Source organism: Viridibacterium curvum (assembly GCF_039544165.1).
Classification (GTDB): domain Bacteria; phylum Pseudomonadota; class Gammaproteobacteria; order Burkholderiales; family Rhodocyclaceae; genus Viridibacterium; species Viridibacterium curvum.
This window is the reverse complement of sequence record NZ_BAABLD010000008.1, coordinates 980,199-1,004,366: the sequence shown is the minus strand read 5'-3', so window position 1 is coordinate 1,004,366 and position 24,168 is coordinate 980,199. Positions and strand designations below refer to the sequence as shown.

Annotated in this window: 19 protein-coding genes; 10 read left to right on the top strand and 9 right to left on the bottom strand. The window is 64.4% G+C overall.

Annotated elements, in window-relative coordinates:
* Position 1: 1 nt before the first annotated feature.
* The 4 genes from ABEA02_RS12455 to ABEA02_RS12440 all read right to left on the bottom strand — a co-directional run bounded on the left by ABEA02_RS12455 (position 2) and on the right by ABEA02_RS12440 (position 6,509).
* On the bottom strand, positions 2 to 2,395 hold the full coding sequence (locus ABEA02_RS12455) for a pectate lyase family protein (RefSeq protein ID WP_345533301.1): 2,394 nt from the start codon (positions 2,393 to 2,395) through the stop codon (positions 2 to 4).
* Positions 2,396 to 2,621: 226 nt separating this feature from the next.
* Positions 2,622 to 3,863 carry a hypothetical protein gene (locus ABEA02_RS12450; RefSeq protein ID WP_345533300.1) on the bottom strand — a complete coding sequence of 414 codons (1,242 nt, stop codon included), beginning with the start codon at positions 3,861 to 3,863 and terminating at the stop codon, positions 2,622 to 2,624.
* Positions 3,860 to 4,423 (bottom strand): sigma-70 family RNA polymerase sigma factor, encoded by a 564-nt coding sequence (locus ABEA02_RS12445; protein WP_345533299.1) that lies wholly within the window; start codon positions 4,421 to 4,423, stop codon positions 3,860 to 3,862. Before ABEA02_RS12445 ends, ABEA02_RS12450 begins: the two co-directional genes overlap by 4 nt.
* A gap of 283 nt (positions 4,424 to 4,706) precedes the next feature.
* Positions 4,707 to 6,509, bottom strand: a complete 1,803-nt coding sequence (locus tag ABEA02_RS12440; RefSeq protein WP_345533298.1) for a vWA domain-containing protein — start codon at positions 6,507 to 6,509, stop codon at positions 4,707 to 4,709.
* A 122-nt stretch (positions 6,510 to 6,631) separates the two neighbouring features.
* On the opposite strand from ABEA02_RS12440, the gene ABEA02_RS12435 reads away from it, so the two are divergent.
* Positions 6,632 to 7,807, top strand: coding sequence for a PAS domain-containing sensor histidine kinase (locus ABEA02_RS12435; protein ID WP_345533297.1), 1,176 nt, complete (start codon positions 6,632 to 6,634; stop codon positions 7,805 to 7,807).
* A gap of 157 nt (positions 7,808 to 7,964) precedes the next feature.
* The gene (locus ABEA02_RS12430; protein ID WP_345533296.1) at positions 7,965 to 8,606 is read left to right on the top strand and encodes a response regulator; all 642 of its coding nucleotides are present in this window, start codon (positions 7,965 to 7,967) and stop codon (positions 8,604 to 8,606) included.
* Between the two features lie 650 nt (positions 8,607 to 9,256).
* Here the strand turns inward: ABEA02_RS12430 and ABEA02_RS12425 are convergent.
* The 4 genes from ABEA02_RS12425 to ABEA02_RS12410 form a co-directional block, all read right to left on the bottom strand.
* On the bottom strand, positions 9,257 to 10,645 hold the full coding sequence (locus tag ABEA02_RS12425) for an NADPH cytochrome P450 oxidoreductase family protein (RefSeq protein WP_345533295.1): 1,389 nt from the start codon (positions 10,643 to 10,645) through the stop codon (positions 9,257 to 9,259).
* Complete coding sequence (locus ABEA02_RS12420; RefSeq protein ID WP_345533294.1) at positions 10,638 to 11,666, bottom strand: FAD:protein FMN transferase; 1,029 nt, start codon at positions 11,664 to 11,666, stop codon at positions 10,638 to 10,640. The genes ABEA02_RS12425 and ABEA02_RS12420 overlap by 8 nt, the downstream gene beginning before the upstream one ends.
* Positions 11,667 to 11,835: 169 nt before the next feature.
* Positions 11,836 to 12,363 carry a DUF2271 domain-containing protein gene (locus ABEA02_RS12415; protein WP_345533293.1) on the bottom strand — a complete coding sequence of 176 codons (528 nt, stop codon included), beginning with the start codon at positions 12,361 to 12,363 and terminating at the stop codon, positions 11,836 to 11,838.
* 23 nt (positions 12,364 to 12,386) lie between these two features.
* A complete protein-coding gene (locus tag ABEA02_RS12410; protein ID WP_345533292.1) occupies positions 12,387 to 13,052 on the bottom strand; it encodes a PepSY-associated TM helix domain-containing protein in 666 nt (221 codons plus the stop codon).
* Positions 13,053 to 13,296: 244 nt separating this feature from the next.
* Here ABEA02_RS12410 and ABEA02_RS12405 point away from each other — a divergent pair, with 244 nt between their 5' ends.
* Positions 13,297 to 14,814: a sensor domain-containing diguanylate cyclase gene (locus tag ABEA02_RS12405; protein ID WP_345533291.1), complete on the top strand. Its 1,518-nt coding sequence runs from the start codon at positions 13,297 to 13,299 to the stop codon at positions 14,812 to 14,814.
* 52 nt (positions 14,815 to 14,866) lie between these two features.
* Here ABEA02_RS12405 and ABEA02_RS12400 read toward each other — a convergent pair whose 3' ends face one another.
* Positions 14,867 to 16,855, bottom strand: a complete 1,989-nt coding sequence (locus tag ABEA02_RS12400) for an acid phosphatase (RefSeq protein WP_345533290.1) — start codon at positions 16,853 to 16,855, stop codon at positions 14,867 to 14,869.
* Positions 16,856 to 17,138: 283 nt separating this feature from the next.
* Here ABEA02_RS12400 and ABEA02_RS12395 point away from each other — a divergent pair, with 283 nt between their 5' ends.
* From ABEA02_RS12395 to ABEA02_RS12365, 7 genes are all read left to right on the top strand, one after another.
* Entirely contained in the window at positions 17,139 to 18,647 is a 1,509-nt protein-coding gene (locus tag ABEA02_RS12395; protein ID WP_345533289.1) for a sensor domain-containing diguanylate cyclase, read from the top strand.
* A 96-nt stretch (positions 18,648 to 18,743) separates the two neighbouring features.
* Entirely contained in the window at positions 18,744 to 19,208 is a 465-nt protein-coding gene (locus tag ABEA02_RS12390; RefSeq protein WP_345533287.1) for a hypothetical protein, read from the top strand.
* A gap of 32 nt (positions 19,209 to 19,240) precedes the next feature.
* Positions 19,241 to 19,888 carry a hypothetical protein gene (locus ABEA02_RS12385; protein ID WP_345533286.1) on the top strand — a complete coding sequence of 216 codons (648 nt, stop codon included), beginning with the start codon at positions 19,241 to 19,243 and terminating at the stop codon, positions 19,886 to 19,888.
* Positions 19,889 to 20,000: 112 nt separating this feature from the next.
* A complete protein-coding gene (locus tag ABEA02_RS12380; protein WP_345533285.1) occupies positions 20,001 to 20,708 on the top strand; it encodes a DJ-1/PfpI family protein in 708 nt (235 codons plus the stop codon).
* Between the two features lie 15 nt (positions 20,709 to 20,723).
* On the top strand, positions 20,724 to 22,073 hold the full coding sequence (locus ABEA02_RS12375) for a CmpA/NrtA family ABC transporter substrate-binding protein (RefSeq protein WP_345533283.1): 1,350 nt from the start codon (positions 20,724 to 20,726) through the stop codon (positions 22,071 to 22,073).
* Between the two features lie 201 nt (positions 22,074 to 22,274).
* The gene (ntrB, locus tag ABEA02_RS12370; RefSeq protein WP_345533282.1) at positions 22,275 to 23,117 is read left to right on the top strand and encodes a nitrate ABC transporter permease; all 843 of its coding nucleotides are present in this window, start codon (positions 22,275 to 22,277) and stop codon (positions 23,115 to 23,117) included.
* A 166-nt stretch (positions 23,118 to 23,283) separates the two neighbouring features.
* A complete protein-coding gene (locus ABEA02_RS12365; RefSeq protein WP_345533280.1) occupies positions 23,284 to 24,162 on the top strand; it encodes an ABC transporter ATP-binding protein in 879 nt (292 codons plus the stop codon).
* Positions 24,163 to 24,168 lie beyond the last annotated feature (6 nt).

Here is a 24,168-nt window from a genome sequence, read left to right as displayed (position 1 = left end):
CTCAGGGCAAGCCGCCGCCTGTGACGGTAAAGTTATCGAAAGTAGCCGTCGTCGACACCGAGGTGCTGCCCGACGACACCGCGAAGCCCACATACAGAGTGGACGCCGAGACGGAGAGGTTGGTCTTGTCAGTCCAGGTCACCCCATCCGTTGATGCGGACGAATAGATGGCCGTGCCCACACGCTTGATACGCACCCAGACCGGCACCGTCGAAGTGCTGAACCCTGAAATCGAGGACTTGTTGTTGGCGTTGATGGCTGCGCGGATATCGCCGGTCGAGGCATAACGTGCCGTCCAGGCAAAGTTGCCACTGCCGGACAGGGAATCGGTGGCCAGCAAACCGGCTCGAGCCGCGTCGGAACTACCCCCTTGCGACAAGATGCGGGCGGTCATGACGAAATCCCCCGTCAGCGGCATGTACTTGAAGTAGTGCTGGTAGCTGGTTGAGGTCGTGACGTTGCCAGCACCATTGATCGTATAGACGCCTGCGCTATAGGAGTCAGAAACCGTTGCCGTGACACCGCTCGCCATCATCTGCGCGCCAACACCGGTGTCACAGACGAAGGCCGCCGTGCACACCGGCGCAGCAACGCTGCTGGACGACGACGACGAGGCGGCCGACGAGCTCGACGACGAGGCGGAAGACGACGAGCCACCCGCGCTGGAGCTCGACGACGAGCAAGTCGTGCTGGTCACAGCAAACTTGCCGATCTTGCCTGCACCCGCCTTGTTCGGAATGGTGCACTCGAGGTTCAGCGGATTGGCTTCCAGCGAGTAGCTGTAGGGCGGTGTCCATGCAGTCACATTCGGCAAGCCGCAAGCAGACATGGTGGTGCTCACATCAAGGCCGGACGGCAGGTACTTCACGCTCTTCAACCAGGTGTTGGCCTGGCGGAAGCTGATGCCGCTTCCATGATCGACGACGATCTTGTTACACGCTTCGGTTGCCTTGGTCGGTTCGATGAACCACAGCGTGTTCTCCATGAACACATCACCCTTGTAGCCGACGCCCACGCCACCTTCGAACTGGTGGCCGGTGGTCGAATCCCGATCACCCGACACGTAGCTGTTGATGACGTGCACCTGGCCCCAACGCACACGCGGAATGCGCTGGCCGGTGTCCTTGTAGTAGTTGCTGTCGAAGGTTACGTGGAAGCGGTTCTCATCACTCCACTGACGACCTGAGTCGCTGTTCGACACCAAGCTGGTCTTGCCGTGCTCGATGAAGGCGCTGTTCGACACGGTGACATAGTCCGAGCCGCGCACGATGTCGAGTGCACCGTCGTGACGCGTACCGGACAGGTCCTTGTCCTTGTACTGGCCATCGGTGATCGTCACGTGGTCGATCCACACGTTCTGCGCCATCGCCACGACAAGACCGTCGTAATAGGCATCGGCGCTACCCTCCGGCTGCACGTCGAAGTTGGTCTGGATCCACAGGTTGCGCACGATCACGTTACGCGTCCAGCCCGGGTAATCCTCCTGCGGCTTCTTGAGCGTCTTGATCCAGTACTCGTAGTCGGCGAGGCTGGAGTTCACCGTGCTGGCGAATTCCTTGCCGATTTCGACCTGGGCCGAGATCAGGCGCGCGGGCGAGCCATCGGAGGCATTAAGGCCGATCAGGGTGGTGTTCGACGGGATCAGGATCGACGAGCCCTTCTGGTCATCCCAACTCGTCCATTCGCGGAACACGCCATCGTCATCGACACGCATGTCGATGTTGCCGTAGATGCGGATGATCTTCGGCTCGTTCTTCGCTTCCTTGATCGCATCGAAGATGCACTTCTTGGTGCCGCAGGTGTAGACACGATTGGCCGCTGCTGACGAGCCGCCAGTCACCAGCACGGGCTGGTGGTTACCCACCGTACCGTCCTTGCGGTAGAAGCTGTGCCAACCAGTGGTCGGCGCGGTTTCACGCTCGATGGTGAACACGCCACCGGTGGGGTCGGACGAGATGACGGGATAGACCGTCGGCGTGCCCGGTGCCGGCGTGGCGGTCGCCACGTGGTTGGCGGTGTTGATGGGGTCGCTGGCGGCGAGGTAGGAACGCTTGCCGATGTTGGCGAAACCCGACCAGCCGTTGAACGGCGCCGCCGTGGTATCGGTCAGGGTCTTGGCATCGATGGCGCCGCTGGACACGCTGGTGCTGGAAGCGGAACCGGCCGAAGTGCTGCTGGTTGAACTGGTGGAGCTGGCGCTGCTGCTCGAATCGCTGCTGCTTGAGACACTGCTTGCAACACTGCTGGCAGACGAAGCGCCTGCGCTGCTGCCTGCCGAAGAGGAGGCCCCTGCCGTACCTGCCGCGCCCCCCCCGCCTCCGCCACCCCCGCCACACGCCGCGAGGGCAAAGAATGCGAACGCCACGACACCGCGGCGCAAATCGATTTGCGTCATGTCTGTCTCCTGCCAACTGCTGTTGTTATGTATGCGACCCACTTCCCGGAACGGTCGTCCAGATGTCGGTCTTTTTCTTACAGTGACGGAATTTAAACCGTACGGGTTTTCCAGGCCAGACAAAAATTGCCAGAAACGCGTTCTGTGGAAAATTTTTTGCGTTTTTTGCAAATAGGTGTCAGTCGGCTACATGGCAAAAATGCCGCAAACCCCCTGCTGACAAGGCTTAACGGGGAATTTGCTCGACCCGCAACGCATCCTCGGACAGAGATCCGTCAGGCAGAACAACCAGCCGGGCGGGACGCATTGCAGGGGGCAATGCCTGGCGGAAGGCCTCCGCCCAGATGCGAACGGCGGGTGCGCGCACATCGGCCACACGGAGTTGGGGAGCCTTGCTCTGCCCCATCAGCACCCAGCGCCGGGCGGCCAGCTGGGGCGAGCTGCCAAGGCTGGAATCAAAGGCCACACCACCTTTGCGCGCCGACAGGTGTTCGGGCTCAGCAGGTGCGGCCGGCGCGGGTGCCACGGCGCGGGCCGGAGCAGGAGCAGGAGCAGGAGCGGCAGCCACCACCGGCGCAGCATCGGCTTTGGCAAGACGCTTGTCGGCATAGCCGCTGACGGACTCCGCCATCGCGCCGGCGGCGGGTGCAGCGGGTTTGGGGGCGGCCGCCAGTACCTCCTGTCGCAGCGGCTCCTGCTGCTCACGCACGGGTTCGGCCCGCTCGGCACGCCTCGCCATGCGTGCGGACTCGTAGGCATTGAGTACGGCAGCCATGTCCTCATCGCTGGGCGTCGGTTGCTGTGCCGCACCGCTGCGCATCTTCTTATCGGGCACGACCGACACGACAGCGCGCGGCTCCAGCGTGATCACCTGCATGGGGGGCGGTGCCGAAGCGGCCGGCACCCCGGTCGGCGTCGCAGGCGCGCTGTCTGCCAGGAGGCCTCCTGTGGCCGATATTGTGGCCGTTGCGGCTGCGGGCGCCTCTGCCGCCACATCGCTGCCCGGCGACAACAGTTCCGGCGATTGCCAGTGACGCACGCCGATGCCCACTGCCACGATGGCCACGCCGGCCAGCGCAAAGCGCGGCGCCCACATCATCCAGCGGCTCTTCTCGCGCTTTGGCGATGCGCTCTGGCGCTGCGGCTGGGCTTCCACCCACATCGAGGTGATCTCGCTGACGTCGTGCCCCAGCACTTCACGCGCAGGCTTGCCTGCCTTCATCGCGCCAATCACCGCATCCGCCCTCGGCTGCTGGGCGACCTGGATGCGCGCCGCTTCGGCGAGGAAGCCCGCAGTGAGGCTGGCCGGGGGCTCGAAGCTCAGCGAAGCGCGCTGCGTCTGCGCAGCCGTCGCCAGCTGTGCAAACCAGGCCTCCATGCCAGCCGGGGGCTCGAACTGCGGCACAGCCGCCAGCAAGGCCGCCAGATGACCGCGCCCCTCGATGAATTCTTCCGCAGCGCGACTCATGACGGCGCCTCCAGCTCGTTGCGCAGTCGCGCAAAGGCGTAGCGCAAGCGGCTCTTCACGGTCTCGAAGCGCTCGCCCACCGTGTGGGCGATCTCTTCGAGACTCATCTCGCTGAAATAGCGCAGCGCCACTACTTCGCGCTGCGCTGGCGGCAAGCGCAACAGGGCAGCACGCACGCGGCCGATGTCCTGCTGCAGGGCCAGCACGGTGTCGACGCCCAGATCATCCACCGCCACATCGGGCAGCTCTTCAACCTCCTCACGCGTCTGCTCGGCCGCACTCTTCTTCAGATCCAGCCAGGAATTGCGGGCGATCTGGAACATGAAGGTGCGAAAGGCGGCCTGCGGGCTGTAGTCCGCACAGCGTGTCATGAGCTTCACCCAGGCTTTCTGCGTGATGTCCTCGGCCTCGGCCGCGTTGCCCTGGCACAGCCAGGCGACGAAGTTGTACAAGGCACGGTTGTGACGACGGAACAGCTCGGTCGCCGGCGCTTCGATGACGCCATTGGCGACCAGCAACATCAGTTCTTCGTCGGGGAGTTTCGCGAGCTCGGCGGACATGGGCCGAGTATAAAAGGGGCGAGGCGGAATGCGCGAAAGAACACGAGCATCGTAGGTGCGACTTCAGTCGCACAACGCCCATCCACGCTCCACCACCGGCTGTCCGCCTGAAGGCGGACCTACCACAGCCGCCTCGCCCCACTCCTCAGTCCCCTTTGCATGCCGTCGGGCGCGCCAACAAAGACGAACGTAGGTGCGACTTCAGTCGCACAACGCACCCCCGCGCCCCACCGTTGGCTGTCCGCCTGAAGGCGGACCCACCAAAGCCGCCTCGCCGCGCTCCTCAGTCCTCTTTGCGTGCCATCGGTCGCGTCGACAAGGACGACGCCAGATCCACCAGCCGCAGGAACTCCCCGCGATAACCGAAGCGATCCTTGCCCACGCTAGCGGCGGCCAGGGCACGGGCGTCAGCGAACTTCCAGTTGCCTGTGTACTTGCCACCACGCATCAGCTGGCCAAAACCCGCCACCGCTGTCGCGAACCGGAACTCGTTGCTGGCCTGCGCCATGTCGCGCTGCGCGTCCTGACTGACCACCCGGTCGATCAACGTGCTGCCGGACTCGCCCGGCAGCTTGTAACGCAACTTCACGTGGGCCAGTTCATTGCCGAGCTTCGCCGTCTCCAGCGAAGCGCCCGCAGTGACGCCGTAACGCAACGGATCGATGAGGCCCGGCGCGCCCTTGAGTGTGATCTCGTACAGCGCGGTCACCGTATGGCCCGCACCGATGTCGCCCGCATCCACCTTGTCGTTGTTGAAGTCTTCGCGCTTGAGGATGCGGTTCTCGTAACCAACGAGGCGATACTCCTGCACCGTCGCCGGGTTGAACTCGACCTGCACCTTCACGTCCTGCGCAATCGTCGCCAGCGTCGAAGTCATCTCGTTCACCAGCACCTTGTGGCCTTCCATGAGGTTGTCGATGTACGAGTAGGCACCGTCACCCACGTCGGCGATCTGCTCCATCATCGCTTCGTTGTAGTTGCCCGTGCCGAAGCCCAGGGTGGAAAGCGAGATGCCCGACTTGCGCTTCTCTTCGATCAGGCTCTTGAGCTGGCGCGTATCCGAGATGCCCACGTTGAAGTCGCCATCGGTGGCCAGCAGGATGCGGTTGATGCCGCCCTTGATGAAGCTCTGCTGCGCGGCGCTGTAGGCGAGCTGGATGCCCGAAGCCCCCGCCGTGCTGCCCCCCGCACGCAAGGCATCGATGGCCGCATTGATGGTCGCCTTGTCGGTGCCCGCAGTCGGCGGCAGCACGATGCCCGTGCCATCAGCATAGGTCACCAGCGAGATGCGATCCTGCGCGCGCATCTCATTCACCAGCAGCTTGAGCGAAGACTTCAGCAGCGGCAGCTTGTCAGGCGAATTCATCGAGCCCGACACATCGACGAGGAACACCAGGTTGGCCGCCGGCAGGCTCTGCTTGGCGACATCCTTGCCCTTGATGCCGATGGCGAGCAGCAGCTTCTGCGCATTCCACGGTGCAGGTGCGAGTTCGGTGTGCACAGCGAAGGGACGACCATCGGTGGGCTGCGCGTAGTCATAAGGGAAGTAGTTGATCAGCTCTTCAACGCGCAAGGCGTCAGCCGGCGGCAAGCGCCCCTGATTGAGGAAGCGGCGCATGTTGCTGTAGCTGCCCGTATCAACATCGATGCTGAACGTCGACACCGGTGACTCAGCGACGAGGTGCACCGGGTTGTCGTTGATCTGACCATAGCGCTCGCGCTCTTCGGCGACGGGCTGCTGCATCACCGTCGAGTAGGGCGATGGCATGCCGGCCGCCACGGGTGCTGCCGCGATGCGCTTGTCAGCCATCTGCTCGCGGCGGGCCTCTGCGGGCGAAGCAACAGGCTTGGGCTGCTCCTGTTTGGCGCGGTCATCGCGCGACGGCGCAGGACGGGTGGACACATCGGGTTGCGGAGCGGGCGGCGACACCACCACCGTGGGCTGCGCCTTCTGCGCGCCCTGCTGCGATGCGGGGGTCTCTGTCTGCATGTTGCCGCAGGCGACAAGCCCCAAGCCAAGGCCCACAGCCAGGCCCAATGCAGCCAGCAGCCGCGTCAACAATACCGGAATGACAAGACGTTTCATGTTCAGCTCCCTCAGGAATCGGCGCCGCCACACGGGCGCCACATTGCTTGAACGAGGCAGGTCAGGAAACGGGGTTAAACCGCGCAATGAATGTCCGGCACCGCCTTTGCTTGCAATAGGGCATGTTCGCCAACCTCCACGCCCTCTCCCACCACCACGCCTGGCGGCGCCAGCTGGAGCTTTTGCTCGAATCGACGGGCGAAGGCATCTATGGCATTGATTTGCATGGGCGCTGCATCTTCATCAACAAGGCCGGGGCCGACCTGCTGGGGTACAGCCCGGATGAAGTGCTGGGGCGCAACATGCATTACCTGATGCACCATTCGCATGCCGATGCGCAACTCATGCCGGTGCATGAGTGCCGCATCTTCAAGGCGTATCAGGAAGGGCGCGGCGTGCGCGTCGATGACGAAGTGCTGTGGCGCCGCGACGGTTCGTCATTTCCGGCGGAGTACGCGTCCTACCCCATTCGTGACAACAGCGGTGACAACGACAAGGTCGTTGGTGCGGTCGTGACCTTCAACGACATCACCGAGCGACGCGCGACGCAGGCTGCGCTGCAACGCGCCCACGATGAACTGGAACGCCGGGTGGCCGAGCGCACGGCCGAGCTGTCGGAGGCGACGGCGCGGCTGCAGGCATCACACGACGCGCTGCAGCGGCTGTCGGCACACATGAACGTGGTGCGCGAAGAAGAACGCCGCCACATCGCGCGCGACATCCACGACGAGCTGGGCGCGACGCTGACGGCGCTGCAACTGGAGATGAACTGGCTGCGCGGCCGCATCGACGACACGGCCCTGCGCGGCAAGATCGACGAGATGCTGGACATGAGCCGCGCGGGCATGGGGGCGGTGCGGCGCATTCTCAACGACCTGCGCCCCGGCGTGCTCGATCACCTGGGCCTGTGGGCGGCGCTGGAGTCGCTGCTCACCGACTTTCAGCAGCGCAGCAAGCTGCGCTGCCAGCTCGACTGCGAAGACTACGTGGAGCGCTGCCGGCTGGGCCGCGAGGCCGAAACGGCGGTCTACCGCATCGTGCAGGAGGTGCTGACCAACATCAGCCGCCATGCGCGCGCCGACCATGTTCGGCTTGCCGCCTTTGCGGTGGGGCGCGACCTGCAGCTTGAAGTGGCCGACGATGGCTGCGGCATGCGCGTGCCGGCACAGCCAACGAGCTTCGGCCTGCTGGGCATGCAGGAACGCGCGCGCGCCATCGGCGGCGAGCTGGCGATTCACAGCGAACCGGACGCCGGTACCACGGTGCGCTTGCTGATCAGGGGGGCGTTCTCGGCATGAATGATGCAGACCTTCACCGCACACGTGCGGAGGCTTTGGCAGGTGCGGTTTCAACCGCACAAACCCCCGTCGCAGCCCTGCCGGGCCCGCTGTTGCAAGTGGGGCGTCGGGTTGAAGCCCGCCCTGCAGACCCACGACGCGTCCCTTACCCGACACCATGACCCCACGCATCCTCAACGTCCTGCTGGTCGACGACCACATGATCATTCGTCGCGGGCTGCGGCAGATCCTCGCCGAGTCACCGCATATCGGCAGCATCCACGAAGCCGCCGATGGCCCGGCTGCGTTGCGCGTGCTGCGCGCGGAGACGGTTGACGTTGTGCTGCTCGACATCGCGCTGGGCGAGCGCGACGGGCTCGATGTGCTGGGCAGCCTGCGCAGCGAATTCCCTCGACTGGGTGTGATCATGCTGTCGGTCTATCCGGAGTCGCAGTTCGCCTTGCGCGCCATCCGCAGCGGCGCGAATGGCTACCTCAACAAGGGCTGCGCGCCCGAAGAGTTGCTGGCGGCGCTGCAGCGTGCCGCCGAGGGGGGCACGCACATCACGCCGACGGTAGCCGACCTGATGGCGCACGACATCCGCCGCGATACGACGCGCGCGCCGCACGAGTCGCTGTCGAACCGCGAGTTCCAGGTGCTGCAGTTGCTGGCACGCGGTCATGCGGTGGGCGAGATCGCACAGCAGCTCTCACTGTCTGCAAACACCATCAGCACCTATCGCGCGCGCATCCTGCAGAAGCTGCATGTTGCGAACAACATCGAGCTGGCGGCGTACGCGACGCGGCATCAGCTGGTGTAGGCAGCGCAGCGAGACGTCCTCGGCTCATAGCCGATGCCAGGTGAGCCGGGCTTTGTGCGACTGAAGTCGCACCTACGGAAGCTGCCTGGGTAGGTCCGGCTTCAGCCGGACAACAGGTCTCGCCTCAGAACACATCGCGGCGAATGCGTCCCGCTTCCACCAGCGCATCCATCAGCACCTATCGCGCGCGCATCCTGCAGAAGCTGCATGTTGCCAACAACATCGAGCTGGCGGCCTACGCAACGCGTCACCAGCTGGTGTAGGCAGCGCAGCGAGACGTCCGCGGCTCATAGCCGGTGCCAGGTGAGCCGGGCTTTGTGCGACTGAAGTCGCACCTGCGGAAGCTGCCTGGGTAGGTCCGGCTTCAGCCGGACAACAGGTCTCGCCTCAGAACACATCGCGGCGGAAGCGCCCCGCTTCCACCAGCGCATCCATCAGCACCTATCGCGCGCGCATCCCGCAGAAGCTGCATGTTGCGAACAACATCGAGCTGGCGGCGTACGCGACGCGGCATCAGCGGGTGTAGGCAGCGCAGCGACACGTCCTCGGCTCATAGCCGGTGCCAGGTGAGCCGGGCTTTGTGCGACTGAAGTCGCACCTACGGAAGCTGCCTGGGTAGGTCCGGCTTCAGCCGGACAACAGGTCTCGCCTCAGAACACATCGCGGCGGATGCGTCCCGCTTCCACCAGCGCATCCACGCGCTCACCGCCGAGAATGCTGCGCAGCGCCTCATCCACGCCCTGCGCCATCGTATTCGCCGCGCCGCAGATCAGCAGGCTGGCGCCGGCATCGACCCACAGGCGCAGCTCCAGCGGGTTCGCCATCAGCACGTCCTGCACATAGGGCTGCCGGGTCTGGTCGCGCGAGAAAGTGAAATCGGCGCGCGTCAGCACACGCTCGCGCTGCCAGCGCGCGAATTCGTCGGCGCAGGGCCGGTCATGCGCGGACGAACGCTCGCCGAAGATCAGCCAGGCGCAGCGCTCGGGTGGCGTCAACCCGGCTGCAGCGAGCGCCCGGGCCCGCGCCATCAGGTGCGCACGCAGGCCCGCCAGCCCGGCACCCGCGCCGATCAGGATCAGCGGCGTGTCGGTGCCCGCATCACAGCGGAAGCCGGCGTTGCGGCGCACGCGCAGCAGGATGGTGTCGCCCGCCTGCGCCGTCTCGTTGAGCAAGCCGGAAGCCAGACCGCGCTGCCCGTCCTCACGGATGCGCGTGCGCACGATCAGTTCGATGCGGCCTTCGCCCGGCAGGCTGGCCACCGAGTAGTTGCGCGGGTGAGCGGGATCTTCGGGCAGCTGCACATCGGCCAGATCGCCGGCCTGCCAGTCAGGCAGCCCACCCGCTGCGGGGCGCAGCACGACCTTGCACAGCGCCTGGCCTGCACTGCCGGGGTTGAGCAGCGTGCGCTCGACAAATTGCCAGGGCGAGAAGGCGACTTGGTCGCTCAGCGGCGACGTGGTCTGGGCGGCACCCAGCTTGCCCAGCGCCTGCGACCAGCTGGCCAGGCTGTCGGCATCGAGCTGGTTGGCTTCGATGCGCGGAAACAATGCAAGCGCCCCTGATCCGGCGAGCCACGCATCCAGCGCGCGGCCAAAGGCGCAGAACTGCGCGTAGTTGCGATCACCCAGCGCCAGCACGCCGTAGCGCAGGCCATGCAGCGCAGGCTGTGGCCCTGCCTGCAGGGTGTCGCGCACAAAGCGGGCGACATGATCCGGCGCACTGCCCTCGCCATGCGTGCTGACCACGAACAGGACGCAGCGCGAGGCGGCAGCCTGCGCCATCCAGGGCTCATCGAGACGTGCGATGCGCACCGGGCAACCCGCATCGCTCAGCGCCTGTGCGCTGTGGCGTGCAATCGCTTCGGCCTGCCCGGTCTGGCTGGCGTAGATCAGCCACACGGAACTTGCCGTTGAGTCCGCAACGCTGCCGCCAGCGGCGCGATGAAAGCGTCGGTACTGGAATACGCAGTACGCCACGTAGGCCAGCAGCAACACCAGTGCCGCCGCGATCCGCGCCTCGTTGCCCACCAGTTCAAGCATGTTCAGGCTCCGCCACCAGCGCATTGAAGGCCGCGCTGCTCGCCTCCTGCCAGCGGCCCGTTTCATCCGGCCACTGCAGCAGCGCGCGCAGGCCCTGCTGCTCGGCCAGTGCGAGGCCGTCGCGTGGCCCGAGCACCATGATCGCCGTCGCCCAGGCATCGGCCAGCATGCATTCCTCATGCACGACCGAGACGGCAGCGAGTGTGTGGCGCACCGGTGCGCCACTGCGCGGGTCGATGGTGTGCTGCAGCCGGCGACCGGCATGGTGATAGCTGCGGCGGTAGTCGCCCGAGGTGGCGACAGCCAGTCCATGCAAGGCAATGCGTGTCGCGGGCAGATCGCAATTGTCTGCGGGCGCTTCGAGCGCCACCCACCAGGGCTGCAGATCGGGCTTCATGCCGGTGCCCCGCAGCTCGCCACCGACTTCGACAAGGTGGTGTGCGTAGCCCTGTTGCGCGAGCCAGCGCGACACGGCGTCGACCGCAAAGCCCTTGGCAATCGCGGCGAGGTTGAGGGCCACGCCGCCGGGTTGCCGAAGGCGGTCTTGCGCATCGAGTTGCAGCCGGCGCCAACAGGCACTGGGGCTCGGGGCAACGGCGGGCGGCGCAAAGCCGGCGTCGACAAATCGCTGGCCGGCACCGAAGCCCCAGGCTTCGATCAGCGCCGCAGCAGCCGGGTCGAAGGCGCCGTCGCTGGCCTGCGCCACACTCAGCGCCGCGCGCATCACCTGCGCAAACTGCGGCGACAAGGGCATCCACTCACCCGCCGCCAGCTCGCCGAAGCGGCGCAGCGGCGAAGCGGGGCGGAAGTGGCTCATCTGCGCCTCGATCTCTTCCAGCACGGCAGCAATGCCGGCCTGCAGCGCACGCGCCTGCTCATGACCCTCGGCCACAACGCGCGCGCGCCAGGTCGTGCCCATGCAGGCACCCTCCAGCTGCAGCACCACGCCATCGGGCGCGTCGCCCTCCATGGCGATGCGGGGTGGCAGCAGGACGCGTGGAGAGGAAGGTTGACTCGCCATTGAGAGTTTCATGATTCAGACTGGCAATGCCTTCAAGATCGATGCAGAAAGCCTCGCACTCTCTCATCGTCGTTCCCGCGAAGGCGGGAATCCAGTGACTTCTCGAACGCCGCTGGATTCCCGCCTTCGCGGGAATGACGTAAGCGTGCGATGGTGTGTTCAGGAAAAATCAAGGCTTCGTCGACAGGCGCACGAGACCAATTTCTTCGTCGCCCTTGGCCTCTGCCTTCGTGGCGCTGCGCGGCGGCCACTGCATGGGCAGGCGCAGCAACTCGTGGCCGCCGTGTTCGCGCGCGACTTCAACGACCACTTCATAACTGCCGGGCACAAGCTTCTTCAAGGCTTCACTCGCGGCAAGGTTGATCTGGTGATCGCCCGCCGGGCGCGTAGCGCCCGACACGCCGTCGATGGGAAAGCTCGCCGTGCTGCCACTCACCTTCCACCAGCTGCGCATGTCGGGCAGCCACTTGGTCGCGCCCACATTGTTGGGTTTGCGCATGTCATACCAGACAGCGATGTTGCCGGCGAATTCCCGGCTGCCGGCCTTCTCCAGCCACACGGCGACATAGGGGCGCTTGACGCGCGCGCCCTGGATGTCGGGCAGGGTGATGTCAAGCTGGGCCTCGGCAGCCTGTGCGGGCAGGGCGCTGCCCAGACCCAGCACGGGGAGGATGGCGGACCAGAGATGCGTCTTCATGATGACTCCTGTAGAAAGCAGTTTCAGTGACCGAACAGCAGCATGAGCAACACCGGCAGCAACAGCCCCAGGCCGGTCACCGGCCAGATGGTCCAGCGTGTGCGTGCGTGCTGTTGCAGGATGAGCAGGCCGGTAATGCAAAAGACCAGGCAGGCCACGCCGAACACCGTGATGAACGCGTGCCACACACCGCTGGCATTGCGACCGCGGTGCAGTTCGTTGAGCCAGGCAACCCAGCCACGATCGACTTCTTCATAGCGGATCTGGCCGTTATGACGGTCTATGCTCAATGAGACGTCCACGCCGGGGCGCTTGAGGTCGATGAACACTTCGTCCTCGCTGCGCTCGACACCCTTGGGGTACACAGCGAGCTGCCAGTTCTGCGCCAGCCAGTCTTGCAGCACGCCCGGCAGGGCGTGTCCGGCCGTATCGTCCTGCGCATTGACAGCGGCCAGCACCGGGGCGGGCAGCACGGCTTCGCGGTGGGTGACTTCAGCGGTGCTGCGTTCGAACAGCTCGGCATGGTTGAGCGTGATGCCGGTGAGGGCAAAGAACAGCATGCCGGCCAGCGCCAGCGCGGAGCTGACCCAGTGCCAGGTGCCCAACTGGCTGCGCCAGCCTGCACGAGGGCGAGTTGCGGCAGCGTGCGACGCGTTGTCGGAGGGCGGAACGGTGACGGGGCGGGACATGACGCGGGCCTTGTTGGGGTTTCAGAGCCGGGAGGCCGATGGGGAGATTCCAGCAGAAATCTGTAAGTCAAATGTGCGCATGCACTATCGATTTGTTAGCCGATGTAACACTGGCTGCATTGCGACGCTGGTGACGGACCCCGGAATGCGGCACGATTTCACGTTCTGCTGCTTCCCGGACCTGCGCAATGCTCAAGTTCCAGGCCGGCTTGTCCGTAATGATCGAACAGCACGCAAAGGGGGCATGGTGCAGGAAGACTGGCGGCACGATCTGGCATTTTCCCTTATCGGGTTTGGCCTCGGGGCAGCGACATGGAGCCTGGGCGGCGGAGCCTGGCTGGCCTTGCTGGCCGCAGCCGGTAGCGCTGCGCTCGCGCGGCATACCCTGGGGCCATCGCGCGACAGACTGTCGACAACCGAGTCGCAGCAGCTCGCCGACCGCCTCAGCAATGAGCGCGAACGCCACGAAGCCACGCAGCAGTTCGTGCAGCGCATGCTCGACGTGGTACCCATGCCGATTTACGTCAAGGATGCTGCGGGTCGCATCATCATCGTCAATCGCGCCCAGGCCGAGCAGTGGGGACTCGCACGCGAAGAGGTCATTGGCAACACTTCGTTCAGCATGGCCCCCGACCCGGAGCGGGCCCGACTGACACACGAAGAGGACGCGCGCGTGCTGGCCGGCGAGAGCATCTACAAGGAAGAACACACGCTGGATGGCAATCATGGCGCGGAGCAGTTTCGCGTGATTGCCAAAGCGCGCTGCGAGGACCCCGAGGGGCAGCCGGTCATCGTCTGCGCAAGATTTGACACGACACAGTGGCGCCAGGCCGAGCGCACCGTACAGCAGGCACTGGCGCGCGAGCAGTTGCTGCGTCAGCGCAATCAGGACTTCGTGCAACGTGTGCTTGATGTGATTCCCGATCCCTTCTACATCAAGGACCGCAACGGTCGGCTGCTGATGGTGAACGAAGCCTTTGCGCGGCAACGGGGCCGCTCACGCGAATCAGTCATCGGCTTGCTGTCGACCGAGGTCGAGCTGACCCCCCAGCTGGCCGCCGACACGCGACGCGAAGACGAGACAGTGCTCGAGGGGATCAGCATCAGCAAGGAACAGCACTACCTTGACCCCCTGACGGGAGAGGATCGCTTCCGGCTGATCTCGAAACGCCCGCTCAGCGACATGGATGGTCAGCCCGCAATCGTTGTGGCCCACATCAACATCACGCGTTGGCGCATTGCCGAGCGCGAGCTGGAGCGACTGGCGCATGAAGATGCGCTGACCGGCCTGCCGAACCGGCGCCACTTCCTGACCGAAGCGGACCGACTGGCGAGCAGCGCAACGCGACATGGTCACCCGCTGTCGCTGATCATCTTCGACCTCGATCACTTCAAGCAGATCAATGATCGCCACGGGCATCTGGTTGGCGATGTGGTGTTGCGGCAGGTGGCCATGCGTCTGCGTGAGCAACTGCGCAGCGAGGATCTGCCGTGTCGCTGGGGCGGGGAAGAATTCGTCATCCTGCTGCCGATGACCGATGTCGAGATGGCCGCAACGGTGGCAGAGCGGCTGCGCAAGGCGATGGCCGGCGCGCCGCTGCATGTGCGGGACGGCGACGCCGATGCCCATGTCGACGTCACCATCAGTGGCGGCATCACCGCCCGGAAACTCGGTGAGACACTGGAGGAGTGCCTCGCACGGGCCGACCGGGCGCTGTATGCCGCCAAGGACGCAGGGCGCAACTGCATGCTGCAGGGATAAGAGCGCCCAAGCCGATGCAGCGCCCGCCCCGCGCCGCCGGGCGGATTGCGGATCAGACCCCGTCGAGGCGGATCTGCACGCCGGTTGCCGTGTAGGTGGTGGTGATCTTGCTGAAGCCGCTCACACTCACACTGCTGAAGCTGCCCGCCAGCTTGCCCGCCGTGATGACGTTCAGGGTGTCGCCAAGCTTGGGCGTGTAACCCGCGAAGCGCACCTGCAGGCTGCCACCGCCCAGCGTGGCCGTGCCGCTGACTTTCAGCACGCCCTTGGCGGCGTCGCTGAGCACCAGATCCAGGATGCCTGCAGTCTGCGTGTAGGCCCCACCGATGAGCAGTGCGCCGGGGGCGGCACATTCAAACTTGCCACCCTTCATGAAAACGTCGCCCTTGCCTAAGGCGCTGACCGAATCGGCCGCCAGGGTGCCTTCAACGATCAGCGTGCCGCCGCTGTAGCTGTTGCTGCCAGCGAGGCGCAGCATGCCGCTGCCCAGCTTGCTGAGTTTGCCGGCCCCGGCGATGTCGTTCTTCCAGCTGTCGCGTGCATGGAAGCCACCGAGACTCGCATCCATTGTCACTGCGACGTCGCCATTGAATGCCCCATAACCATCGGCTGCCGAGAACAGGTCGAGACGGCCCCAACCCTCTTCATCGTTGGCCAGCGGGTAGCCTGAATCGATCTCGGTAGTCTTCAGCACGACGCGCCGCTGCGCGGCCGTGAGGTACGGCAGGCGCGTCTCCAGCAGGATCTCGGCGCCCTTCGGCACCGTGGCCGCCTTGCCGGCGTTGGCCGTGATTTTCGGCAGGTTGTAGGTCAGGCGCTTGGCGAAGTAGCTCTTGTTGGTGGCGTAGTCGGCAAAGCGGTCGTAGTTGACGCTGCTGGTATCAGAGGTGACCGGTGTGCGGGCCTTGTCGAGCAGGGCATTGAAGTCGCTGGTGCCCGTTTGTGCCATCAGGTAGTCCTGCACCAGCTTGTAGGTGGCGGCCTTGTCCATGCTCGTCTTGTTGAGGCTGTAGGCCACCACGGCCGTAGCCTGCACACGGCCACCCATCACGTCCAGCGGCGAATGCATGCCAGCGAGGATGCGGTTCTCACCCATCTCCATGGCACGCGTCAGCAGCTCCTGGAAGCGCTGCGGGAAGAGATATGCCATCGGCAACACATCGCGCCATGCTTCAGCCGTGTGCCCCGAGGGGAAGCCGCCATCGGTTGCTGGCGTACTGCTCTTGGCGGATTCAAGCGAAGGCACGACGACCACGTCGCTGCTCCAGCGATACGGGCGCGCGTACTTGTAGAAGCGCTTGGCTGGCTCGGTGGAGCCGTCGACGATGTTGCTGCTGTCGATGAAGCTGACTGCCTGGGCCAATGCTGCCGATGTCTTGTCGCCGAGGTTGTTGCCAGCTTCCGACACCGCCGGACTCACTGCTGCATTGGGGTCAGCCGGCGCGACGATGGTGCTGGTCTGGCCGGTGCCGGCGCGCCACACACTGGTCAGCGGGCCCATGCCATCACTCACCGAGAAACCCTTGCCGCGACGATCGTCCATGTAGGCCGCCAGCGCCTGCGCAACGGTGCGGCCCTGTGTCACGCTCTTGACGTAATCGATGTTGGCGGCATGCAAGGTCGCCGAGGTCACCGTGCCGTCCGGTGTCGTACCCGGCACGCCAGACCACAAAGATGCGGTCACAGCGTCGCAGCCGTTCGCTGCAGCCAGCGTCACGCCCGCATCGACCTTGCGCGTCAGCGGCTCCCACATGTCGAGGAAACCCTTGAGCACGCGCACGCCGGCATTGGTCTCCAGCGTCACCTGGCAAGGGTTGTTGCGCTGGTTGGTCGCGCCTGTATCGACATAGGCCAGTACGCCTGTCGGGGCGTCGGCGGTCTCTGCTGCGCCCGTGCCTACCGGCTCTGCCGGAATCACCAGGGGGGCTGCGCTGCTGTTCTCGTTGCCGGCACTGCTGCCATTGCCACCGCAGGCGGCGAGGGCGAGGACAGACAGCACTGCGAGGGCAGTAGCATGAGGACGAAACTGAATTGCGTGCATTGCTGTATCACTCCATGAAACCACCGGTTCGGGCAGAACCGGCAAAGCGCGGCAGTGTCGCCTCGTCGTGTTACAGCAAACCTACGGAACCCGGCTTGCGCACTCACGTCACAGTCAGAGGTGACCACAGATCGGACGCGCCAATGCCGCCGGCCTGCGGCGGCAAGTGCGCACGGCCTGCGGGTTCGCGTTAGGCTGTGAGGGGTGCTTCGAAAACTTGCGCCCGACCCATGGACCAAGGTCCTGTAGGTCTATGCGCATCACAAACGGAAGAACGCCTGCCATGCTGGGCAAAGCTGCGCTGAAGGATCTGGTGTACCCCCTGCTCGGGCTGCTGCTCGGCGCGCTCGCATGGGAGCTCACGGGACTGATCTGGCTGGCCCTGCCGGTAACGGCCTTCGGCGCCGCGCTGTCTTTCGGTCGCAGGCACCAGCAGCAGGCGCGACAGCGGCGCGAGAGCGACCGCCTCGCTGCCAGTCTCGACGATGAGCGCGAGCGCCATGCCGCCACCCGCCAGTTCGCGCAACGCCTGCTCGACGTGGTGCCGATGCCCATCTACGTCAAGGACGCGCAGCGCCGCGTCATCATCGTCAACCGCGCACAGGCCGAGCAGTGGGGCCTGCCGCCAGAGACCATCATCGGCACCCCCTCGTTCGAACTGGTCAGCGAGGCCGACAGTAACCGCCTCTCCTTCCAGGAAGACCAATCCGTGCTGGAAGGCCAGCAGATCTACAAGGAAGAGCGCCTGCCGGTGGGCTATCTCGGCCAGACCGAAGAGCGCTTTCGTGTGATTGCCAAGGGCCGCTGTGAGGACACCGAGGTGAACCCGGTCATCGTCTGCTCACGCTTCGACACCACCGACTGGCGCCTCGCCGAGCGCAAGGTGCTACAGGCGCTGCAGCGCGAACAGCTGCTGCGCCAGCGCAACCAGGAATTCCTGCAGCGGGTGCTCGATGTCATTCCCGACCCGTTCTACATCAAGGACGCCGAAGGCCGCGTGGTACTAGCCAACGAAGCCTATGCGCGGGATCGCGGACACAGCACTGCGTCGATCATCGGGGTACTTGCTACCGCCATCGCCATCAATCCCGAGCTGGCGGTCGACAGCGGTGCCGAAGACGCCGCTGTGCTGCGAGGCGAAACAGTGGACAAGGAACAACGCTACGTCATGCCGCACAGCGGCGAGGTGCGCTACCGGCTCATCTCCAAACGCCCCGTGAATGATATGGATGGCAATCCGCTGATCGTGGTCGCGCACCTCGACATCACCCGCTGGAAAGTCGCCGAGGCAAAGCTGGCTCGCCTGGCGCTGCAAGACGAACTGACAGGCCTGCCGAACCGCCGCCATTTCCTGCAGGAAGCCGAACGCCTCATCAGCAGCGCCACGCGTCATAGCATCCCGTTGTCGCTGATCATCATCGATGTCGATCACTTCAAGCAGATCAACGATACGCATGGCCATGTCATCGGCGACCTGGTCCTGCGCAAGGTCGCCGAACGCCTGCTCACCCGGCTGCGCAACGAAGACCTGCCCTGTCGCTGGGGGGGCGAAGAGTTTGCGATCCTGCTGCCGCTCACCGACCTCGCCATGGCCAACACCGTCGGCGAGCGCCTGCGCACCGCCTTTGCCAACGAACCCATTGAGGCCGAGGGCCATAGTCTGCAGATCACTCTCAGCGGCGGCGTCACGCAGAAGAAGGACAACGAATCGCTGCTGGAATGCCTGTCACGCGCTGACAAGGCGCTGTATGCAGCCAAAAATTCGGGGCGGAATTGCTTTATCACCGCATGAGTTGCGTCCGCCACACAGCTCATACCCTGCCTTCATATCGTCACCACGCCGCCTGGGTTATGCTCCCCGCACCATCACAACAAACGGGGACGCCTCATGCTGCAAGACACCGCCACCACCCCTGAAGTCGCTACAACGCCGACCATCCAAGCCAAACCGGGCAAACTGCTGCAGGGGACCATTGCTGGCAGCATCGCTGCCCTCATCGGGGCCATGCTTTGGGCCGCCGTGACCGTCTTCACCGGTTACAAACTCGGTCTCATCGCCGTCGCCATTGGTTACTTTGTCGCCTTCGGCGTGCGTAGCGTCGGCCAGGGCAGCACCTCAGCATTTGCCATCACTGGCGCTACGCTCGCATTGCTGGGCTGCGTGCTGGGTCAGGCGCTCAGCCTCATAGGGTTCTTCGCGCAGGAGATGCAAACCGACTACTTTGCAGCGCTCGCAAGCTTCGACTTCAGCTTGCTACCGGGCTTGATGCAGGACACCGCCAGCGCAATGGACATCGTGTTCTATGGCATCGCCATCTACGAAGGCTGGCGCCTGTCGCGCGTGCAGGCCTGAGCGCGGAGATTTTCATTGAAGAGGGTTTCGTCATGCGCTTCCTGCATTTCGCACTGGCGCTTGCGCTGTGCGCTCTGACCAGCTGCGTCTCGACCAGCATCAGTGTCCCGTTCTCTGTCGAGCAACAGGCGGGTCAGGGCATGCTGGCACTCGAAGTCATGAACAACCCCCTGCAACTTGCGGGGACCGAGTTCAAGTGGAAGCTGCTTGAATTCAGGAACGAGCACACCCGGCAGAACTACAGCTTGCCCGCCCAGCAAAGTGTCGACGGAAAGTCCTTCATGTTCGTCGGCAATCTGCCGCCCGGTGAATACAGGCTGCTCTGGTTGATAAGCGAATCCATTGATCTTGTCGTCTTTGACCGCAAGGAGCCTGTCCCCTTCCCGACCTTCCGCATCCGGGCAGGTCAGCTGACCAAAGCAGACACTCTGGTGGTCTTCCGCTTTGAAGACCGGATGGATTATTTCCGTCGCGACTGGAAGGCCGTCGGCCTGACGCTCGACGAAGATCGCCTGCTACCCTTCCTTGACCAGCAACTTGCTGCAACCAGAAAGTCACGGCTCCCGCTCAATCCGGCCCCCTGGGTCGATAACAAGGCCTATCGCGACATGCTGGAGATCTGCAGGCTTTGCTGGCGTAGCGGGACAAGCTTTCCCGCTTGCATCGACAAGGCGAACTGATTGCGCTGGCGACCTGCGTGTAGTGATTCCCCTACACGACAATCACTGCTGTCGTGATACCAGCTGAGCCCTGACTCGCCCATGATGGCCCTGTCATCTACGGGGCAGATTCATGGCACGCAATGCAGGATTCCGGCTGGGCATCCATGTTTTCCGCGACGCGGAAGTGCTCGACTATGCGTCGGTCGCAGGCGTGCTGTCGATGGCGCGGCGGTTCGACCCCGAGATCGAGGTATTCCTGCTTGCCGAAACCCTGCGTCCGGTGCAGACGCAGGCCGGCATCACAGTACTGCCCAACTACGCCTTTGCTGATCTGCCGGCGATGGATGCGCTGCTGTTGCCCGGTGGCAGCGGCACGCGCAGCGAGATGCACAACCGGCGCTTGCATGACTTCATCCACGCACTGCCGGCTGATTGCCTGCTGGCCAGTGTCGGTGCGGGCTCGTGGATTTTCGGCCGCATGGGCCTGCTCGATGGCCTGCCGGCAACGAACCGCAAGGAGCCCGACCGGCTCGAAGCCACGCATATCGGCAAGACGCCCATCGACCGCCTCGCCGAACTTGCGCCGGCCTGCCGCGTGAGCCGCGCCCGCGTCGTCGATGCGGGGCGGGTAATCACGGCGAGTGGCATTGCATCGGGCCTCGAACTGGGCCTGCACCTGTTGCGGCGCGCAGGTTACGACGAGGCCTTCATCGCCGACGTGGCCCGCGTCATGGAGTACCAGCGCGGCTATGCGCTGTACCGCGACGACATCGAGTACTTCCAGCCCGCTGCCCAGCGCAACGTGGTGTCCCCTCTCACGCCTCCCCTCACGCATTGAAGCAAAGGAGCCTGTATGTCCATCTTCCGTATCCCCTTCGACCCGGACACCAAACTGCACAAGGGCTGCAGCTGCGGCCGGCACGCCACGCAAGCGGACCACGACATTGACCTGCGCCAGGCGCAGGACCGCGCGGTGGAAGGCGCCGTGATGCGCGCGCTGTTCCCCGACGATGCGACGCGCCGCAACTTCATCCGCTCGGTCGGTGCAGGCACGGCGCTGGCCGCGATCTCGACGCTGTTCCCGCTCGGCGCAGCGAAAGAAGCCTTCGCGCAAACGGGCGGCAAGCTGGAGAAGCAGAAGCTCAAGGTCGGCTTCATCCCCATCACCTGTGCGACGCCCATCATCATGGCGCACCCCATGGGCTTCTATGCCAAGTACGGTCTCGACGTAGAGGTCGTGAAGACGGCGGGCTGGGCGGTGATTCGCGACAAGGCGATGAACAAGGAATACGACGCTGCGCACATGCTCTCGCCCATGCCCATCGCGATCTCGATGGGTGTGGGTTCCAACCCCGTGCCCTGGACCGTGCCGGCCATCGAGAACATCAACGGTCAGGCGATCACGCTGGCAATCAAGCATAAAGACAAGCGCGATCCCAAGCAGTGGAAGGGCATGAAGTTCGCCGTGCCCTTCGACTACTCGATGCACAACTACCTGCTGCGCTACTACCTCGCCGAAGCGGGTCTCGACCCTGACACCGACGTACAGATCCGCGCCGTGCCGCCGCCCGAGATGGTGGCCAACCTGCGCGCCGAGAACATCGATGGCTTTCTCGGCCCGGACCCGATGAACCAGCGCGCGGTGTACGACGGTGTGGGCTTCATCCACATCCTCTCGCGTGACATCTGGGACGGCCACCCCTGCTGCGCCTTCGGTGCGAGCAAGGAGTTCGTGACCAGCATGCCGAATACGTATCAGGCGCTGCTGAAGGCGATCATCGACGCGACCAAGTTCGCCAGCAACCCGGCGAACCGCAAGGACATCGCCACTGCCATCGCACCGGCCAACTACCTCAATCAGCCCGAGACCGTGATCGAGCAGATCCTCACTGGCACCTTCGCGGATGGACTGGGTGGTGTGAAGAAGGTGCCGGACCGTCTTGAGTTCGACCCCTTCCCGTACGAGAGCTTCGCGGTATGGATCCTCACGCAGATGAAGCGCTGGGGGCAGATCAAGGGCGATGTGGATTATCACAAGATCGCCACCGAGGTCTTCCTCGCCACGGATGCAGGTCGCCTCATGAAGTCCAACGGCTTCCCGCCGCCCGAGAGCACGACCAAGAAGGTGACGATCATGGGCAAGGTCTTCGACCCGGCCAAGCCCGAGGACTACCTCAAGAGTTTTGCGATCAAGCGGAGCTGATTCTCGGCACTCACTCTTGCTTTTGCCCGTCATTCCCGCCGGCTTCACGACCGGTGAAGCCACTCGACGCTCCCCTCGCCCGCTTGCGGGAGAGGGGTTGGGGGAGAGGGATCTGGCGGGAATCCAGTGTCGTTGGTTTTGAAAGTCGCTGGATCCCCGCCTTCGCGGGGATGACGACGCGTTGAGAACTATCGAAATACCATGAACAAACAAAAACCCTGGCTCGCGCCTCTGCTCTCGGTTCTGATCCTGCTCGTCGCACTGGCTGCCTGGCACCTCGCCACGCGGCCCAAGGAGGCGGCGGTAGTGGTTGACCCCGAGTACGCCGCACTGGTGGGCGGTGCGGCCGCTACCGGCGCCAAAAGCGCCTTCCCCGGCCCGGCGGATGTCGGTGCCAAGATCTGGTCGCACATCAAGGATCCGTTCTACGACCGTGGCACCAACGACAAAGGTCTGGGTATCCAGATCGGCTACTCGCTGGCGCGCGTGCTCGGTGGCTACCTGCTCGCCGCACTGGTGGCGATTCCGCTCGGCTTTGCCATCGGCATGTCGCCGCTGATCTACCGCGCGCTCGATCCCTTCATCCAGATCATGAAGCCGATCTCGCCGCTCGCGTGGATGCCGCTGGCGCTCTACACGATCAAGGATTCGGGCATCTCGGCGATCTTCGTGATCTTCATCTGCTCGATCTGGCCGATGCTGATCAACACCGCCTTCGGTGTGGCGAGTGTGCGGCGTGACTGGCTCAACGTGGCGCGCACGCTGGAGGTGTCGCCCCTGCGCACCGCCTTCCTGGTGATCCTGCCTGCGGCAGCGCCGACCATCATGACCGGCATGCGCATCTCGATCGGCATCGCCTGGCTCGTCATCGTCGCAGCCGAGATGCTGGTCGGGGGCACGGGCATCGGCTACTTCGTTTGGAACGAGTGGAACAACCTCTCGATCACCAACATCTTCACCGCGATTCTTCTGATCGGTCTGGTCGGCATGCTGCTCGACAACGCGCTGGCGCGACTGACGAAGCTCGTGAGCTATAGGGAGTGAGTTGCGTATGTGTCAGCGCATTTCAAACTCGTCGTTCCCGCGAAGGCGGGAACCCAGTGACTTTCAACGACGCTGGATTCCCGCGAGTTTTACAAACCTCGCGGGAATGACGGCCAAGGGGCAGCACGTTTCATCGTGAGCCCAAACCCTGCAAACGGAATGCAACATGTCCTTCCTCAAGATTGAAGCCCTCGCCAAGCGCTACGGAAACGACGGCCCGCCGGTCTTCGAGAACATCCACTTCGGCATAGAGCGCGGCGAGTTCGTCTGCATCCTCGGCCACTCGGGCTGCGGCAAGACGACTATCCTCAACGTGCTCGCGGGGCTCGATGAAGCCAGCGCGGGTCATGTGTTCATGGATGGGCGCGAGGTGAAGGGCCCTTCGCTGGATCGCGGCGTGGTGTTCCAGAGCCACGCGCTGATGCCCTGGATGACGACACTGGCCAATGTGGAATTCGGCGTGCGCTCGCGCTGGCCTGAATGGAAAAGAGAACGGGTCGCCGCGCATGCCACGAAGTATCTGGAGATGGTCGGCCTCGCCCATGCCCTGCACAAGAAACCGGCCGAACTCTCGGGTGGCATGAAGCAGCGTGTCGGCATCGCGCGTGCGTTCGCCATTGAACCCAAGATGCTGCTGCTCGACGAGCCCTTCGGTGCGCTCGATGCGCTGACGCGCGGCACCATCCAGGACGAGCTGCTCTTCATCGTGCAGGCCACGCACCAGACGGTGTTCATGATCACGCACGACGTGGATGAAGCCATCCTGCTTGCCGACAAGATCCTGCTCATGAGCAACGGCCCGCAGGCGAAGATTGCCGAGATCGTCGAAGTCACCATGCCGCGCAGCCGCACACGCGCCAGCATCCACCACGACCCGCAGTACTACCGCATCCGCAACCACCTCGTGGACTTCCTCGTCGAGCGCTCGAAGCTGTACGCGGGCGACGCCGTGCAAGGCCATGACCCGAAGAATCCACCTGTGGTGCGCCCCGGTCTTGTGACTGATGACGCGCCCGCCCCAAACCCCGAACCCATCACTGCCTGAAGGAGC

Coding starts and splice junctions, on each gene's coding strand:
- ABEA02_RS12455 (WP_345533301.1), bottom strand. CDS start 2,395: ATGACGCAAATCGATTTGCGCCGCGGTGTCGTGGCGTTCGCATTCTTT.
- ABEA02_RS12450 (WP_345533300.1), bottom strand. CDS start 3,863: ATGAGTCGCGCTGCGGAAGAATTCATCGAGGGGCGCGGTCATCTGGCG.
- ABEA02_RS12445 (WP_345533299.1), bottom strand. CDS start 4,423: ATGTCCGCCGAGCTCGCGAAACTCCCCGACGAAGAACTGATGTTGCTG.
- ABEA02_RS12440 (WP_345533298.1), bottom strand. CDS start 6,509: ATGAAACGTCTTGTCATTCCGGTATTGTTGACGCGGCTGCTGGCTGCA.
- ABEA02_RS12435 (WP_345533297.1), top strand. CDS start 6,632: ATGTTCGCCAACCTCCACGCCCTCTCCCACCACCACGCCTGGCGGCGC.
- ABEA02_RS12430 (WP_345533296.1), top strand. CDS start 7,965: ATGACCCCACGCATCCTCAACGTCCTGCTGGTCGACGACCACATGATC.
- ABEA02_RS12425 (WP_345533295.1), bottom strand. CDS start 10,645: ATGCTTGAACTGGTGGGCAACGAGGCGCGGATCGCGGCGGCACTGGTG.
- ABEA02_RS12420 (WP_345533294.1), bottom strand. CDS start 11,666: ATGGCGAGTCAACCTTCCTCTCCACGCGTCCTGCTGCCACCCCGCATC.
- ABEA02_RS12415 (WP_345533293.1), bottom strand. CDS start 12,363: ATGAAGACGCATCTCTGGTCCGCCATCCTCCCCGTGCTGGGTCTGGGC.
- ABEA02_RS12410 (WP_345533292.1), bottom strand. CDS start 13,052: ATGTCCCGCCCCGTCACCGTTCCGCCCTCCGACAACGCGTCGCACGCT.
- ABEA02_RS12405 (WP_345533291.1), top strand. CDS start 13,297: ATGGTGCAGGAAGACTGGCGGCACGATCTGGCATTTTCCCTTATCGGG.
- ABEA02_RS12400 (WP_345533290.1), bottom strand. CDS start 16,855: ATGCACGCAATTCAGTTTCGTCCTCATGCTACTGCCCTCGCAGTGCTG.
- ABEA02_RS12395 (WP_345533289.1), top strand. CDS start 17,139: ATGCTGGGCAAAGCTGCGCTGAAGGATCTGGTGTACCCCCTGCTCGGG.
- ABEA02_RS12390 (WP_345533287.1), top strand. CDS start 18,744: ATGCTGCAAGACACCGCCACCACCCCTGAAGTCGCTACAACGCCGACC.
- ABEA02_RS12385 (WP_345533286.1), top strand. CDS start 19,241: ATGCGCTTCCTGCATTTCGCACTGGCGCTTGCGCTGTGCGCTCTGACC.
- ABEA02_RS12380 (WP_345533285.1), top strand. CDS start 20,001: ATGGCACGCAATGCAGGATTCCGGCTGGGCATCCATGTTTTCCGCGAC.
- ABEA02_RS12375 (WP_345533283.1), top strand. CDS start 20,724: ATGTCCATCTTCCGTATCCCCTTCGACCCGGACACCAAACTGCACAAG.
- ntrB (WP_345533282.1), top strand. CDS start 22,275: ATGAACAAACAAAAACCCTGGCTCGCGCCTCTGCTCTCGGTTCTGATC.
- ABEA02_RS12365 (WP_345533280.1), top strand. CDS start 23,284: ATGTCCTTCCTCAAGATTGAAGCCCTCGCCAAGCGCTACGGAAACGAC.